12 protein-coding genes are annotated in these 15,162 nt (G+C 71.0%); 6 read left to right on the top strand and 6 right to left on the bottom strand.

What is annotated here, in order from left to right; translation table 11 throughout:
- Together EST92_RS26190 and EST92_RS26185 are read right to left on the bottom strand one after the other, a co-directional pair.
- A partial coding sequence (locus EST92_RS26190) for a glycosyltransferase family 39 protein (protein ID WP_254069022.1) occupies positions 1 to 1,483 on the bottom strand: 1,483 nt, incomplete at its 3' end.
- A 258-nt stretch (positions 1,484 to 1,741) separates the two neighbouring features.
- Positions 1,742 to 4,705, bottom strand: a complete 2,964-nt coding sequence (locus tag EST92_RS26185) for a serine hydrolase (protein ID WP_129283241.1) — start codon at positions 4,703 to 4,705, stop codon at positions 1,742 to 1,744.
- A 240-nt stretch (positions 4,706 to 4,945) separates the two neighbouring features.
- On the opposite strand from EST92_RS26185, the gene EST92_RS26180 reads away from it, so the two are divergent.
- From EST92_RS26180 to EST92_RS26170, 3 genes are all read left to right on the top strand, one after another.
- Positions 4,946 to 5,710: a GPP34 family phosphoprotein gene (locus tag EST92_RS26180; protein WP_129283240.1), complete on the top strand. Its 765-nt coding sequence runs from the start codon at positions 4,946 to 4,948 to the stop codon at positions 5,708 to 5,710.
- Positions 5,711 to 6,024: 314 nt separating this feature from the next.
- On the top strand, positions 6,025 to 6,888 hold the full coding sequence (locus EST92_RS26175; RefSeq protein WP_129248995.1) for a helix-turn-helix transcriptional regulator: 864 nt from the start codon (positions 6,025 to 6,027) through the stop codon (positions 6,886 to 6,888).
- A 168-nt stretch (positions 6,889 to 7,056) separates the two neighbouring features.
- Positions 7,057 to 7,266, top strand: coding sequence for a DUF397 domain-containing protein (locus EST92_RS26170; RefSeq protein ID WP_129248994.1), 210 nt, complete (start codon positions 7,057 to 7,059; stop codon positions 7,264 to 7,266).
- A gap of 124 nt (positions 7,267 to 7,390) precedes the next feature.
- On the opposite strand, the gene EST92_RS26165 is transcribed toward EST92_RS26170, so the two are convergent.
- The gene (locus EST92_RS26165; protein WP_129283239.1) at positions 7,391 to 8,230 is read right to left on the bottom strand and encodes a hypothetical protein; all 840 of its coding nucleotides are present in this window, start codon (positions 8,228 to 8,230) and stop codon (positions 7,391 to 7,393) included.
- Positions 8,231 to 8,396: 166 nt separating this feature from the next.
- Here EST92_RS26165 and EST92_RS26160 point away from each other — a divergent pair, with 166 nt between their 5' ends.
- Positions 8,397 to 9,182: an SDR family oxidoreductase gene (locus tag EST92_RS26160; protein ID WP_129283238.1), complete on the top strand. Its 786-nt coding sequence runs from the start codon at positions 8,397 to 8,399 to the stop codon at positions 9,180 to 9,182.
- Between the two features lie 114 nt (positions 9,183 to 9,296).
- On the opposite strand, the gene EST92_RS26155 is transcribed toward EST92_RS26160, so the two are convergent.
- Positions 9,297 to 10,415 carry an ADP-ribosylglycohydrolase family protein gene (locus EST92_RS26155; protein ID WP_129283237.1) on the bottom strand — a complete coding sequence of 373 codons (1,119 nt, stop codon included), beginning with the start codon at positions 10,413 to 10,415 and terminating at the stop codon, positions 9,297 to 9,299.
- Positions 10,416 to 10,615: 200 nt separating this feature from the next.
- Here EST92_RS26155 and EST92_RS26150 point away from each other — a divergent pair, with 200 nt between their 5' ends.
- Positions 10,616 to 11,167, top strand: a complete 552-nt coding sequence (locus tag EST92_RS26150) for an NAD(P)-dependent oxidoreductase (protein WP_129283236.1) — start codon at positions 10,616 to 10,618, stop codon at positions 11,165 to 11,167.
- Between the two features lie 113 nt (positions 11,168 to 11,280).
- The gene (locus tag EST92_RS26145; RefSeq protein WP_040900550.1) at positions 11,281 to 11,538 is read left to right on the top strand and encodes a hypothetical protein; all 258 of its coding nucleotides are present in this window, start codon (positions 11,281 to 11,283) and stop codon (positions 11,536 to 11,538) included.
- 59 nt (positions 11,539 to 11,597) lie between these two features.
- On the opposite strand, the gene EST92_RS26140 is transcribed toward EST92_RS26145, so the two are convergent.
- The gene (locus EST92_RS26140; RefSeq protein ID WP_254069021.1) at positions 11,598 to 14,144 is read right to left on the bottom strand and encodes a bifunctional FO biosynthesis protein CofGH; all 2,547 of its coding nucleotides are present in this window, start codon (positions 14,142 to 14,144) and stop codon (positions 11,598 to 11,600) included.
- A 235-nt stretch (positions 14,145 to 14,379) separates the two neighbouring features.
- Complete coding sequence (locus EST92_RS26135; RefSeq protein WP_129283234.1) at positions 14,380 to 14,781, bottom strand: VOC family protein; 402 nt, start codon at positions 14,779 to 14,781, stop codon at positions 14,380 to 14,382.
- Positions 14,782 to 15,162: the final 381 nt, after the last annotated feature.

The raw sequence follows: 15,162 nt of genomic DNA, 5'->3' as shown, positions 1-15,162 counted from the left end.
CCGGCGACCAGCCCCGCCTTGGGCAGGTGGCCGGCCTTCTCGGCCAGTCCGGCCAGCCCCCACGGCACGCCCCCGGACGCGCGTACAGCGTGATCCGGGCACCCCGTACCACCGTGCTGCGGCAGACCGTGAAGGCATCGTGCAGCGTGGCCCGTTTGGCGATCTCCTGGTCGTTGTCGTCGACCGGTGCGCCGTCCGGGTCGCCCGCGACGATGATCCGGCGGACGGCCAGCATCCGCGCGCGGATCGCATCGCCCGACCGCTCGGTGCCGTAGAGGGTGTGCGAAGCCGCCGGGCTCTTCGCCAGCGCGAGGTCGTGCAGCCCGCGGAACTCGTGCGGCAGGGTCGCCCCCCAGATCCGCCGCCGGGCGGGCGTGAACAGCAGGCCGTCGCCGGGCTCGGACATCGCACGGACCGCGTGGGCGACCGCGGTGACGTCGTCGACCCGGCTGTCCGGGCTGCGCAGATGGCCGTCGACGGGCAGCAGCACGGCCAGGGCCAGCACCACCGCCAGCGTCCGCCGCAACCGCCGGCCACGGGTCTGACCCAGCTCACCGGCCGGCCGCAGCAGCCGCGCCAGTGCGGCCCCCGCCAGCAGCGCGAACCCGACGACGTAGTAGAGGACATAGCGGTCCACGTACGCCGGTTCCATGTGGGAGAGGAGCAGCAGCAGGAGGGTGGGCAGCAGGAGCAGGGGGAGGCCGAAGGCGCGCAGGCCGATCGGGCCGCGGGAGCGCACCAGGACGCGGGAGCAGGCGATGCCGAGGACCGCCAGCACGGCGAAGGTCAGCAGCTGGACGGGGTCCGGCCACATGAGCCAGCTGATCTGCGCCGACTGCTGGGTGCTGAAGACCGCGAGCGGGGCCAGACCGGCGAGGACGGTCGCCGCGGAGAGCAGCCAGGCGCGCAGTACGCGGCGGGGCAGTCGCGCCAGGACCACCGCCGCGCCGTGCGCGGGCAGCGCCAGCGAGGCGAACTCGTGCAGCAGACAGGCACACAGCATCAGCGCCGTATAGCCGAGCCACAGCTTGCGGCGCGGGCGGGCGGCGGCCAGGACCAGCAGATAACCGGCCCAGACGATCAGCGCGCAGACCGTCGCGTACGAGCGTCCCTCCTGCGCGTACTGCTGGACGACGGGGATCAGCGCGAAGGTGAGGCCCGCGAGCAGCCCCGCCCGCCGCCCGACCAGGCGCTGCCCCAGCAGGGCGACCCCCGCGGCGGCGGCCGTCATCGCGGCCACGGACGGCAGCCGCAGGCCGATGACCGCGCCGAGAACGTCGCCGAGGGTGGCGTCGTAGACGAGGAACCAGCAGTGCATCAGCGCGTAGTACAGGCCGTGGACGACATCGACGTGCTGGAGCGTGAGCCACAGATCGGCCAGGCTGCGGTGCGCCATGTCATAGGTGACCGCTTCGTCCCGCCATACGGCGTCCTGCCGGCGGATCCCCCAGGCGCCGAGGACCAGCATCAGCCCGGAGGGCATCAGCACCACCGCGCCCTGTGCCGCCCACGCACCACGGGCGGCTACGGCGGACGCGTAGGTCTTCTGTGCTTGCGCTACATCGATGACGGACTCCGGTCACGCACGGGACGGACGGACAGGCATCAGGAAGAGCAGAGGAACGTGCAGGGTGGCCGGGGAACTTGAGTATCCGGGGGAGCTCGGCGGGCACGGGGAGCCGGGGCCCCGGACGGTGGTGGTCCGGGGCCCCGGGCCGACCGCCCGGAGCCCCGGCACCACTCACCCGATGCGGACCAGCTTCGCCCCGAACGTCGGCTCGACGAGGTCCTTCTGCAGGGCGACCGGCACCTTCTGCGTGCTTTCGCCGTTGCCGACCGTCAGCTCACCGACCTCCGTACCGGCCTTCGCGGCGTGCGGGATGCTCTTGCCGCCGTCGCTCATGGAGAACGTCGCCTTCATCCCGGGCCAGCCGACCGCCGACAGGTCCTTGGTCGCCACGACCGGCGTCTCACCGCCGAGGCCGTCGTCCACGTAGCCGACGACCTGACCCTTCTTCACCACGGTGTCCGAGACCAGCGCATCACGGGACGCCGTGATCACCTTCTGGGTGTTGTTCAGGACCAGCGCGAGCTGGGCGTTGGGGTCCGGGCTGTTGGTGTGCTGGTCCATCGTCACACCGAGCAGCAGCTGGTCCTTGCCGCCGACGGTGCGGTAGCCGGACCACATGAACGTGCCGCCGGCCGGCGTGCTCGACCCCGTCTTGATACCGCTGACCTTGCCCGCCATCGTCGTGAGCAGGGAGTTGTTGTTGTAGATCCGCTCCGGCAGACCGTCGATCTGAGCGTTCTCGGTGCGCACGACCTCACGGAACACATCGTTCTTGACGACCTGTTCGGCGAGCTTGAGCTGGTCGACGGCGGTGCTCACGGTCGTCTGGAGAAGGCCGCTGGGGTCGGTGTAGTGCGTCTTCTTCATCCCCAGCTTCTTGGCCGCGTCGTTCATCTTCTTCACGAACGCCGCCTCGGACCCCGCGTCCCAACGGGCCAGCTGCCGGGCGACGTTGTTGCCCGACGGGATCATCAGCATCTGCATCATCTGGTACTGGTTGAACTTCTGACCCTTCTTGAGCGGAACGCGCGACTCGTCCCCCTTGTTCGAGTCCGCCTCGCCCTGGGCGTCCACCGTGATCGTCTGGCCCTTTTCGCCCTTCTTGAGCGGGTGGTCACGCAGCAGCACGTACGCCGTCATCACCTTGGCGACGCTCGCGGTCGGTACGGGCTTCTGCGGGCCGGACGTGCCCAGGCTGCCGACGCCGACGACCATGGCGGCGGCCTGCCCCTGGTCGGGCCACGGCATCGAGAGCTTGCCGCCCTTGAAGGTGAACGCGGTCGACGCACCGACGGTGAGCTTGGGGGCCGGCAGCGGGCGCACCGCCTGGGCGACCACGAAGACGATCGCCAGCAGCACCGCCAGCGGGGTCCAGATCTTGAAGCGGCGGACGACCGTGCGCAGCGGGGTCTCGGGCGGCGGCGGGGTGTTGGTGAGCTGCGCCAGGAGGTCGAGCGGCGGCAGCGGTTCCTGCTTGGTCCGCTCCGACTCGGGCAGCGCGGCAGGAGCCGTGGCGCCGGTGGCCTCCGCGGCGGCCGGCGCCGCACCCGTCCGGCCGGCCGGCTCGGGCGACGCGGCCGGCTTGGCGGGCTCGGCGGCAGGCAGCGCGCCGGGAGCCTTGGCCGCCGGCTTCTCCGACGACTTCTCGGGCGACTTCTGCGCCGGCTTCTCGGCCACCTCGTCGGCCGCGCCGCCGGCGGACTTCCCGGCCGCCTTGTCCGAGGGCTTGTCCGCGGCCTTGTCCCAGGGCTTGTCCGCGGCCTTGTCGGGCGTACGGGCCGGAGTCCTGGGCGCCGTCTTGCCCAGCGACCTGCCCGCCGTACCGTCGTCCGCCGACTTCAGCGCCACGAACTGACTGGTCCGCTCCGAGTCACGCTCGGGGGCGGCCTTCGCCTTGGCGTCGCCGTCCTTCTTGGCGTCGCCGTCCTTCGCGGCGTCGGACTTGCCGTCGCTGCCGGCCTTGTCCTTGGCGTCGCCCTGGGCCTTGTCCTTGGCGTCGGCCTTGTCCTTGGCGTCGGACCTGCTGTCGCTGCCGGGCTTGCCCTTGGCCCCGTCCTTGCTCTTGGCGGGCGGGTTGATCTTGAAGGCGGTGGTCGCCTGGTCGACGGCCTCGGCTTCCGCGCCCTTCCCCTTCAGCTTCGCAACAGCAAACACTCGGGTCGCGTCATCGGCCGGCGCCTCGTCGGCGTCACTCCCGCCGCCGTCACCGTCGCCCGCACCCTTGCCGTCGCCCTTGCCGTCGCCCGCAGCGCCTGCCGCACCCGAGGACTTGCCCTTCTGCGGCCCGACGGTCTTGAACACAGCGGTCGCCTGATCGACGGCCTTGGCCTGCTGGGGCAGCGGGGCGGACACCGGCTCGGCGTCCCCCTCGTCCCCGACCTCGCCCTCCGAGACGGCTCCGGCCTTCGCCGCGCCCTTCCCGTCCGCCGTGGTCGCGGGCTCCCTCGCGCCCGCAGCCTTCCCGTCCGCCTTCCGGTCCGCCTTCTCACCGGCCTGCACGTCCGACCGGGCGGCACCCTTCGCCGTCGACTTCGCTTCCGGCTTTGCGGCGGCACCCTCGGCGGCCCCAGCACCCTCGTCCGCGGCCGCGGCACCGTCGCCGTCGCCCGCACTGCCCTCGTCGCTGCCGCCCTCGGCCTCGTCGCCGTCCGTCGACGCGACCCAGGCGGCCACAGCGGCACGGAGGCGGTCGTCGCCGCCCTCTTCGCCCCCGTCGCCCTCAGCGGCCCCCTGGGACGCCTCAGCGCCCTCGGACGCGTTGCCGGACGCCTTGCCCCCCTCGGACGCTTCGGACGGCTCCGCAGCCTCCTCCTCGGACGGATCCACGACCTGCGCCCCGGCCGCGGCACCCGACGTCACCGCGGCCTTCGCCTTCGCTCCGGGCTTCGCATCCGTCTCGGCCTTCGCCTTCGACCTCGCCGAAGGCTTCGTCCCGGGCTTCGCCGCGGACTTCGTCCCGGCCGCGGACTCCGGATCGTCCTGCGGGCGCGCGTCCTTCCCCGCCCCCGCTTCCTGCTTCTTCGCCGGCTCGTCCGGCTCGCGGCGGAAGGCGGACCGGCGCGGATCACGTTCGCTCCGCGCCGTCTCCCCCGACGACTGCTTCTTGTCCGACTTGTCGGGGGACTCGCCCGCCACCGATGTCTCCTTCATTTGTCGCACTGCCTGCCTGACCCAGTGTTTCCAAGTGTCCTGTGTCTGCACAGCACCGTCCCGCCGCCACGCGTATCAGGACGCCCCGCACCCCACAGAAAGATGTCGCCGACGTGCAAGACGAGAACGACATACCTACCGGTTCCCTATCGAATCCCCCATGCACTCTCGACAGATGAATGTGAGAGGGGTCACCCTGTCATTCATCCACGCGGGGAGGCATGGATGGGCAGGAGCCGCAGAACAATTCCGGAGGAGCTTCTGCTGCTCGCTTTGGACCCGACGACGGGAACCACAGCGCAGCCGCAGTCGCTCGACCTCGGCCTGGCCGGGGCCCAGCTAGTAGAGCTGGCTCTGGCAGGACGGATAGCCCCAGACGGGGATCGTATCGCCGTGGTGATGGCACGGCCGACAGGAGATCCAACACTGGACTCCGCGCTCGAACTGCTGCGCCGACGCGGCAGTCCGGTGCGCGCGGTCCACTGGATCGGCGGGCCCCGACTCGGGCTGCGCCAGACCTACCTCACGCATCTCGAACGGTGCGGCATGGTGCATGCCGTGGCGGGCCAGATGTGCGGGGTACTGCCGACGACGCGCTACCAGGCGACGGAGACGGCCATCAGCCGGGAAATCAGGGCCCGGCTGGACAACGCGATCCGCACCGGCGTACCGCCGGACCCGCGGACCGCGGCGCTGGCCGCGCTGGCCCATGCGGTCGGGCTCGGCAAGCATCTGTACCCCGGCAACGAAGGGCGGTCATCGCGCTCCCGTCTCCGGGATCTCATCCGCCACGACCCGATGGGCGGGCTGGTCGCACACGCCGTCATGGATGTGCAGAACGGCGTCGGGGCCCAGCCCCGGCGGCCACAGGCCCCCGCCGCGGGACCCGTACGACAACCGGCGGCCCGGGCCGGCGCGGAGCCGGCCGGCGCGCCGAGCCAGTCGCGGCACGGCCACGGCAGGCTGGCGGCCCGGGTGGGCGCCCGCTGACGCCGGCGGACGCCGTACGACGTCCCGCACCACCGCTACAAACACCCACATCGGTAGAGCACCGGTGGAGCAACCGCACCACCGACCCACAGACCCGTTCGGGAGCCGCAGCACCCGGCGCGGGGTGGCGGGCCGGCCGTTTTGGACGACGGCCGGCCCGCCACCCCGCGCTTCTGCTCTGCCGCGCTTTATCGGTTCCGGCCCCAAATTTCCAGCCCGAGCACCTTGTCCAGCCATTTGCCAGCGCGATGTGGACCGTTGGTGGCAGTCTGCTGAACAGAAAACAGCAGTACGGAGCCGGAGGTGCACTGAGCGTGGCGTCCAATGTCAATCCCACCGTCAGGCGACGCCGATTGGGCCAGGAGCTGCGCAGGCTTCGAGAGGCCAAAGGCATGACGGCAGAAGAGGTGGCGGACCGGCTGCTGGTCTCCCAATCGAAGATCAGCCGCCTGGAGAACGGTCGTCGCAGCATCAGCCAGCGAGATGTGCGCGATCTCTGCGGGGTCTACGAGGTGGCCGACCAGCACATGGTCGAATCTCTGATGCAAATGGCGAAGGAATCCCGTCAGCAGGGCTGGTGGCACGCATTCGGGAGCCTCTCCCCGAGCTACAGCGTCTACATCGGACTGGAAGCCGACGCGCTCTCGGTGCGGAATTACGAGTCGCTTCTGGTGCCCGGTCTCCTGCAGACCCCCGAGTACGCGGAGGCAGTGATCCGCGGAATGTGGCCCGAGGCCACCCCGGAAGACGTCGACAGCCGCGTCGGCGTACGCCTCAAGCGACAGCAGCGGCTGCACGCCGCCGAGGCCCCGCTCCGCTTCTGGGCCGTGATCGACGAGTCGGCCACCCGCCGGGTCGTCGGGGACCGCCGGACCATGCGCGAACAACTGGAGCGCCTCGTCGAGTTGAGCCGGCTCCCCCATGTCACGCTCCAGGTGGTGCCGTACTCCGTGGGGTCCCACCCCGGAATGACCGGGACGTTCTCCATCCTGGAGTTCGACGACCCCTCGGACTCGACCACGGTCTATTTGGAAGGCGTCACCAGCGACCTCTACTTGGAGAAGCACGGGGACGTCCACAAGTACGGGATCATGTACGAGCATCTCCGGGCCCAAGCACTGAATGCGGACGAGACGCGCAAATTCATCTCAGATGTGGCCAAGGAGTACGCCGCCTGATCCGGCGGGCCGGAAAGTACACCACCACCGCAACTGAAGGAAGAGCCCTCCGAAATATGTCATCCGGTCGAGTGAGCGGCTCCTCCTGTTAGCGATGTTGGAGCGTAGCGTCATCAGCACCCCGAGAAGTCACCACTTCTCGCCCACCTGAACGCACGGGAGTGCAAAATGACGAGGAATCTCAGTACCGATCTGATGTGGCGGAAGTCGACATACTCGGGTAAGGACGGAAATTGCGTCGAGGTCGCCCGCGTGGACGACTCAGTTGTCGGAGTCCGCGACAGCAAGGACCCCCGTGGGCCGGTCCTCTCCTTCTCGGCACAGGCATGGACCGCCTTGCTTTCGGATATCGACCGCGGAAGCCTTGGCAGCGCCTGACTCGATCGTCACCCGCACCGCGATACGAGCCCTCTCGACTGGTCCGCCGTCCTGGCCGAGGGGGCTCAGCCTCGCCCGCCGCCCCGCTCCCGCCCGGCTCCCCCCGGGAACGGAGCGCCCCGCGTCAGCGGAGTTCATCGACATAGCGATCGGTTCCCGGAACCGTGGGAATGAACGGCGCAACGAATTCGACGGAGCCGAGACCGTGTTCCGCCACCAGGGAATCGAGCCCCGTGAAGTGCTCGTCCCAGCACATCCGCGGATCCTGCTCCAGGAACCAGAGAAGCGTCAGCCTGGTATCCACCCCGGCCACCTGCTCGACGTATGACATTCGGTCGGCCGGCAACGGGTGGGGACGAAAGACCAGCACCATGGCCGCGGGTGATCCCGACAGCCGCGCCCCGAGGTGCCGCGCACACAGCCACTCCAGAAGTTTCGCGCGCTGAACCGGCCCGGCGGTATCGATAACCTCCACGACCAAACCGTCGTAGGGGTAATTCAGGGCATGAAAATCACGCGGGCCGTCGCTCCCGTCGCGATACACCGTGGCCAGGTGCCCGTGGAACGCCGTAAAGACATGGGTCCGGTCGTGATGGACGCGGCCATCACGATGGAGGCGCTGATTGATTCCCACGCTCCACTTCAGGTGCTCGGAATAGCGCCCCGCCGTGACCCAGTATGTGGAGATATAACACCCACTGGTGACGGGCCGGGCGACCGCCGACTCCGCCGGATACCGGAGGAGCTGGAGGTCGCGCGTCGCCACCCATCGACGGCCCGCATACATCCACGGCATGGCCATCGCCCCGGCGATGAAGTGATCGTCCTCGTACCAGCGGTTGTAGGCGCGCTCCTGGCCGGCATGCGGCTCCACCATCGTGATGAGCGCATGCCCCGGACGGACGCCGTACGGGCCCGTGCCGGCCAGCCGTGCGTAGGCCTCCAGGTCCGTGGCCTCACTCATGACGGTCCTCCTGGTGGATCGCGGACAGGACGGGGCCGCCAGTTTGACGCTCCGTCAGCTAGTGCGCCAGGGGATGCGCGGCGGCTCCGCCCTGGCCTTCCCGCACCCTCGCGCCTATCCTGACGAGCCATCAGGAAAGCTCGGGCGGCCCGGCCGGGAGGCGCGCATGCTGCTGCGGAACAAGACCGTCGTCGTCTCGGGCGTAGGGGCCGGGCTCGGGCGTCAGGTCGTGGCGGCCTGCCTGCGGGACGGTGCCTCGGTGGTGCTGGGCGCCCGTACGGCGGCGAACCTCGCCGAGTCGGCGGCCCGGCTGGACCCTTCGGGCGGGCGGACGGCCTGGCGGGCGACCGATATCGCCGACGAGGAGCAGTGCGCGGAGCTGGCCGCGCTGGCGGTCGAGCGGTTCGGCGGGATCGACGCGGTGATCCATGTCGCCGCGCTGGACTCGCTCTTCGGGGGCCTGCGGGACGCCGACTTCGACTCCTGGCGCCGCGTCGTGGACGTCAATCTCTTCGGCACGTTGCGGATGACCCGCGCCTGCTTGCCGTCGCTCACGGCGCGTGGCGGCGGGTCGGTGGTGATGATCGGCACCCAGTCGTCGGTCGCCGCGCCCTCGCAGGTGCAGCAGGCGGCGTACGCGGCGTCCAAGGGCGGGCTGGTCTCGGCGATGTACTCACTGGCGCGCGAGCTGGGACCGGACCGGATCCGGGTCAACACCGTGCAGCCGGGGTGGATGTGGGGCCCGCCGGTGGAGGCGTACGTACGGTTCCAGGCGCACACCGAGGGCGTCGCGGAGTCCGAGGTGCGCGGCCGGCTCACCGCGCGGACGGCGCTGCCCGACCTGGCGACGGACGCGGATGTGGCCGAGACCGCGGTCTTTCTGGCGTCCGACCGGGCACGCGCCATCACGGGGCAGTCGCTGCTGGTCAACGCGGGGGAGCTGATGCGGTAGGCGACCGGTCGGCCCCCACTGGGGCGCGCGACGCCGGGTCCGGGCCGGGCCTACCGCGGGCCGGCGGGGGCGCGGGCCGACCCGTAGCCAGGCGGCCCCTGGCCGGGGTGCGCGCTACGCCCTGGGGTACCGGGCCAGCCAGCCCGGCGCCGATCCGGCCGGGCCGTGCAGCGCGGCTCCCTGCGTCATCTCCATCGAGAAGTCGTCGGCCACCTGCAAGATCGTCTCCCGGCCCTCCAGCTCGACCAGCCAGTCCGGCGGCAGCGCCGTCTCGCCGTGCAGGGTGCCCAGCAGATTGCCGCAGATGGCACCGGTGGAGTCGCTGTCCCCGCCGTGATTGACGGCGAGCAGCAGGCCGTGCCGGAGGTCCTCGGCGACCAGCGCGCAGTACACCCCGATCGCCAGCGCCTCCTCGGCCGTCCAGCCCGCGCCCAGCGACTCCACCCGGGCGGGCGTCGGCATCCCCTGCCGTACGGCGCCGAGCGCGCGCTTGAGGGCGTCGGAGGTCTCCTCGTGGCCCGGGCGGGTGGCCAGGTGCGCCAGTGCCTTCTGCACGGCGCCGTCGAGCACCTCGCCGCGGGCCAGCGAATGGCTGATGACCGCGAAGGCGCCGGCCGCCAGATAGCCGGTGGGATGGCCGTGCGTCTGGGCGGCGCACTCGACGGCGAGCTGGAAGACCAGCTGCGGCTCCCAGCCGACCAGCAGCCCGAACGGCGCGGAGCGCATCACCGCGCCGCAGCCCTTCGAGTCCGGATTCTTGGGCGCCTCCAGCGTGCCCATCACCTCGTCGCCGAGTCCGCTCAGGCAGGCCCGGCCGGGCGCGCGGCGGGAGTAGAGCCACTCCTCGCGGGCGAGCCAGCCGTCCTCCTTCTTGCGCTCGTCCGGGCCCCAGTCGCGCTGGGTGGCGGCCCAGCGCAGATAGGCGCGGTGGACGTCGGTGGGCGGGTGCCAGGCGCCGGTGTCGCGGCGGACCTGGGCCCGGATCAGTCCGTCCACGGTGAACAACGTCATCTGGGTGTCGTCGGTGACCGCGCCGCGCCGCCCGTAGGCGGGCACGAGATCCGTGACGCCCTCCTGGCCGTGCGCCGCACGGATCGCGTCCAGCGAGTCGAATTCGATTCCGGCGCCGAGCGCGTCGCCGATGGCGCCGCCGAGCAGACAGCCGCGTACCCGGCTGCGGAAGTCCTGCTGTTCCGCGCGCCCCCAGATGGCGCCGCCGCCCGCTGCGCTCACTGCGCCTCCCGAAGCTCACTGCGTTCCGGGGCCTAGCACAGGCCCCCGGGGAAGCACTGTAATCGTTCAGGATTGATCAATTTTTGCGCAGGAGAGTAATGCGAATAGTCACTCGCAAGGAGGCTTTTGGCCGGTACGGCCCCGATGAGCACCATCCGGCCCCCCCTGGCCGACCGCCTGATCTTCCCAGGAGAATCCGCATGACGTGGCGCTGCGCCGTACTCGACGACTACCAGGACATCGCCCGTTCGATGGCCGACTGGTCCGTATTGGCGGGTGACGTGGACGTCCGTACGCTGCGGCGGCCCTTCGGCTCCGAGGACGAGGTGGCCGCGGCGATCGGCGACTGCGAGATCGTCGTCGCGATGCGCGAGCGCACCCCGTTCCCCGCCTCGCTCCTGGCCCGGCTGCCCCGTCTCCGGCTCCTGATCACGTCGGGGATGCGCAATGCCGCCATCGAGCTGCGCCGGATGCGGCCGACGGCCTACCTCGTCAACACCTCCCGCGCCGCCATCGTCGACCAGCCCGCGCTGCTGCGGGCGCTGCGCGAGAACTGGATCGCCGGCGCCGGCCTGGACGTCTTCGACCAGGAGCCGCTGCCCGCCGGCCACCCGCTGCGCACCCTCCCGAACGTGCTCGCCCTCCCCCACCTCGGCTATGTCACCCGCCGCAACTACGAGGGCTACTTCCGGCAGGCCGTCGAGGACATCACCGCCTTTCTGGCGGGCAGCCCGATCCGCGAACTGGGCTGAGGCGGACCGGAGGGGTGGGCGGACGCCCCACCCGTCTCGCTGGCCCGTCCCGCCCCAGCAGAGGGGTCAACCGTTCGATCATGGCGACCGTGCCCGCTGGGCATGCTGTCCCCATGTCCGAGTACGAGTGGGATCGCACCACCATGGCCGTTGTCGCCTCCGCGCTCTCCGGAGACAGCGACGGCGCGGTGGAACTCCTCCGTCCGCTCCCCCAGAGCGATGTCTGCCATATCGCGGTACGGCTTGCCGCGATGGCCGCCGACGCACTGATCGTCGCCGCCCAGGACAGCGGAGGGGACCGCGAGGAGGCACTGTCGCAGTGGCAGCAGTGCATCCTGCAGCACGAGGCCGAGTACGAGGGCGGCGAGTAGCGGGGCCCGGCCGTAAACCGTGTCCGGGTGCGGCGGCCTCCGCAGCCGGCCCCATGGGTTCACTCCACGACCGGCAACAGCTCCGGCAGATGGCCGTCCGACGCGAGAGCGGCGGTCCGGCGTTCCTCGGTGACCGGGCCGTACGTCGTGGTGCGCGGGCGGGCCGGGCGGCCGGCCAGGTCGGCGATGGCGATGAGGTCCTGGATGGAGCAATAGGAGCCGTAACTCGACCCCGCCATACGGGAGATGGTCTCCTCCATCAGGGTGCCGCCCAGGTCGTTGGCGCCGGAGCGGAGCATCTCGGCGGCGCCCTCCGTGCCGAGCTTGACCCAGCTGGTCTGGATGTTGGTGATGTGCGGATGCAGCAGTACCCGGGCCATGGCCGTCACCGCGCGGTTGTCCCGCGTGGTGGGGCCGGGGCGGGCGATGCCGGCGAGATAGACGGGGGCGTTGGTGTGGATGAAGGGGAGGGTGACGAACTCCGTGAAGCCGCCGGTCTCCTGCTGGATCTGCGCCAGCAGGCGCAGATGCCCCAGCCAGTGGCGCGGCTGGTCGACATGGCCGTACATCATCGTCGAGGACGAGCGGATGCCCAGCTCATGGGCGGTCTTGATGACCTCGACCCAGGTGGCGGTGGGCAGCTTGCCCTTGGTGAGGATCCAGCGGACCTCGTCGTCGAGGATCTCGGCGGCGGTGCCGGGGATGGTGTCCAGGCCGGCGGCCCTGGCCTCGGTCAGCCACTCGCGGATCGACAGCCCGGTACGCGTGGCGCCGTTGACGACCTCCATGGGCGAGAAGGCGTGCACATGTATCCCGGGGACGCGTTCCTTGACGGCGCGTGCGATGTCGAAGTACGCGGTGCCGGGCAGATCCGGGTGGATGCCGCCCTGCATGCACACCTCCACCGCGCCCACGTCCCAGGCCTGCTGGGCACGGTCGGCGACCTGGGAGAGGGAGAGGGTGTAGGCGTCGGCGTCGGTGCGGCGCTGGGCGAACGCGCAGAAGCGGCAGCCGGTGTAGCAGACGTTGGTGAAGTTGATGTTCCTGGTGACGATGTAGGTGACGTCGTCGCCCACCGTGGCGCGGCGCAGCTCGTCGGCGATCGTGCAGAGGGCGTCCAGCGCGGGCCCGTCCGCGTGCAGCAGTGCCAGCGCTTCGGCGTCGGTGAGCCTGGTCGGGTCATCGGCGGCCTGGGACAGCGCCTGTCGTACGTCGGCGTCGAGGCGTTCGGGCACCATCCCGGGGGCGGCGGCCTCGCGCAGCGCCTCCCAGTCGCCGTAGACCTCGTCGAAGTCGTCGCGACGGTCGGCGGTGCGGCCCTCGGTGTCGATGGTGTGGTGCAGGTCCGTACGGCCCGTGGAGTTCCTCGTGAAGCCCTCGTCGGGCTCCTGCCAGGGACGGCCCACCACGGGGGCGTCCTCCACGGCCAGGCCCGTCTCCGGGTCGGCGAGGGCGCGGACGTGCGGCAGCAGGCGGGGGTCGAGCCAGGGTTCGCCGCGCTGGAGGAACTCCGGGTAGATGGGGAGCCGTTCGCGCAGCTCGAAGCCGGCGGTGGCGCAGCGCTCGGTCAGCTCCTCGATCTGCGGCCAGGGGCGCTCGGGGTTGACGTGGTCGAGGGTCAGCGGGGAGACGCCGCCCCAGTCGTCGATCCCGGCCCCGATGAGCAGCGCGTACTCGCCGTCGACGAGGTTGGGCGGCGCCTGGATGCGGGTCGAGGGGCCCATGATGTGCCGGGCCACCGCGATCGTCGCGGCAAGTTCGTCCAGTTCGGCGTCCGGCATTCCACGCATCGCCGTGTCCGGCTTGGCGCGGAAGTTCTGCATGATGAGTTCCTGGATGCCGTGGTACGCGCGCTGGATGCGGCGCAGCGCGAAGAGGGACTCGGCGCGCTCCTCGTACGTCTCACCGATGCCGATGAGCAGCCCCGTGGTGAAGGGGACGTTGGAGCGGCCGGCGTCCTCCAGGACGCGCAGCCGGACCGCCGGTTCCTTGTCGGGCGATCCGTGGTGCGGACCGCCGGGCTCGCTCCACAGGCGCTCGGCGGTCGTCTCCAGCATCATCCCCAGGGAGGGGGCCACGGGCTTGAGCCGCTGGAAGTCCGTCCAGGACAGCACCCCGGGGTTGAGGTGCGGCAGCAGACCGGTCTCCTCCAGGACGCGGATGGCCATGGCACGGACATAGGAGAGGGTGTCGTCGTAGCCGTGCGCCGCCAGCCACTCGCGGGCCTCGGGCCAGCGGTCCTCCGGCTTGTCGCCGAGCGTGAACAGGGCCTCCTTGCAGCCCATTTCGGCGCCGCGGCGGGCGATGTCCAGCACCTCGTCGGGCGACATGAACATCCCGTGGCCGTCCCGGCGCAGCTTTCCGGGGACGGTGACGAAGGTGCAGTAGTGGCAGGTGTCCCGGCACAGTCGCGTCAGGGGGATGAAGACACCGCGCGAATAGGTGATGACTCCCGGGCGGCCCGCGGCCTCCAGGCCGGCGTCCCGCACCCGGGCCGCGGAGGCGCACAGGTCCCTCAGGTCCTCGCCGCGGGCCTGCAGCAGCACCGCGGCCTCGCCGGCGTCCAGCGCCACTCCGTCGCGGGCCCGCTTGAGCGCGCGGCGCATCGCGGTCGCCGTGGGCCCGCCCGGCCGGGCGGGTCCGGAGGTCGTTTCGCGGTCGGTCCCTCGGTCGGATGCCTGGTCGGGTCCCTGCGCGCTGGAAGTCATCCTCCGAGGATACGAGCGCCCACCGACAGCGCCGCCGCGGAAGAACCGGCCGTGCATGTGCCGCTGATCACTACGGGCGGAGGTTCCGTCCGCGCCCACAAGGGGCATTTCCCGGCGGCGGCTCGCCGCACGCCTACATACTGGTCAGCAGCTCTTCGGAGTACGTCCGGGTCAGGAACTCCATGTTGTGACCGTCGGGGTCGTTGAGGTAGAGACCCCGGCCGCCGTCCAGGGTGTTGATCACCTGCGGCCTGTTGTGCATGGGGTCGGCCCAGTAAGGCCGTTCGCGCTCCTGTATGCGCGCGAAGATCGCGTCGAACTCCTCCTCGGTCACCAGGAACGCATAGTGCGTGGGGACGAACTCGCTGCCGCCGGCGACGTGCTCGGCGTAATCGAGGGTCACCCCGTTGTCCAGTTTGAGAGCGGCGAAGGGGCCGTACGCCTTCGGTTCGGGTGCGCCGAGAAGATCGGCCAGGAACCCGGCGGAGGCGAACCGGTCGGTGCTGTGCACGATGGTGTGGTCGAGGCGGGGCATGGGATCTCCTTGATCTCTCGGGTCCCGCGAGCGGCGAGGCCACCCCCGATCCGCCGCCGGATCGGGTCGGACCGCTGCTCTTCCGGGGCCGCTGACCAATCTCCTTCGGCCCGCCGATCCGCCGCGTCGCCGGTCGGCGGGGTCCTCACCTTCGACGCTACGACCGGAGGGGCGAGCCCGGAACAGCCTTCGGTAGCGACCTGGACGGGGGACCGTACGCCGATGGTCCTAGGACGACGTGGCCGCGCGGCCCCCGTTGGTCCGGTGGGCGCCCCTCGCGCTTCTGTCCCCGTCAGTCCGGTGGGCGCCCCTCGCGCTCCTGTCCCCATCGCCCCGTTCGTCGCGCTCTCCCAGGCCGCCGCGGTCACCGAGCGGCTCGCC

The sequence above is a fragment of the Streptomyces sp. TM32 genome (genome assembly GCF_004122755.1).
Taxonomy (GTDB): Bacteria; Actinomycetota; Actinomycetes; order Streptomycetales; family Streptomycetaceae; genus Streptomyces; species Streptomyces sioyaensis.
Note: the sequence above shows the minus strand (reverse complement) of the source record. Positions and strands in the feature narration are given on the sequence as shown.

Bases quoted from the DNA above. Each gene is read 5' to 3' on its own strand.
- EST92_RS26180 (WP_129283240.1), top strand. From the start codon at position 4,946: ATGGGCAGGAGCCGCAGAACAATTCCGGAGGAGCTTCTGCTGCTCGCT.
- EST92_RS26140 (WP_254069021.1), bottom strand. From the start codon at position 14,144: ATGCGCCGCGCGCTCAAGCGGGCCCGCGACGGAGTGGCGCTGGACGCC.
- EST92_RS26160 (WP_129283238.1), top strand. From the start codon at position 8,397: ATGCTGCTGCGGAACAAGACCGTCGTCGTCTCGGGCGTAGGGGCCGGG.
- EST92_RS26145 (WP_040900550.1), top strand. From the start codon at position 11,281: ATGTCCGAGTACGAGTGGGATCGCACCACCATGGCCGTTGTCGCCTCC.
- EST92_RS26150 (WP_129283236.1), top strand. From the start codon at position 10,616: ATGACGTGGCGCTGCGCCGTACTCGACGACTACCAGGACATCGCCCGT.
- EST92_RS26165 (WP_129283239.1), bottom strand. From the start codon at position 8,230: ATGAGTGAGGCCACGGACCTGGAGGCCTACGCACGGCTGGCCGGCACG.
- EST92_RS26135 (WP_129283234.1), bottom strand. From the start codon at position 14,781: ATGCCCCGCCTCGACCACACCATCGTGCACAGCACCGACCGGTTCGCC.
- EST92_RS26170 (WP_129248994.1), top strand. From the start codon at position 7,057: ATGACGAGGAATCTCAGTACCGATCTGATGTGGCGGAAGTCGACATAC.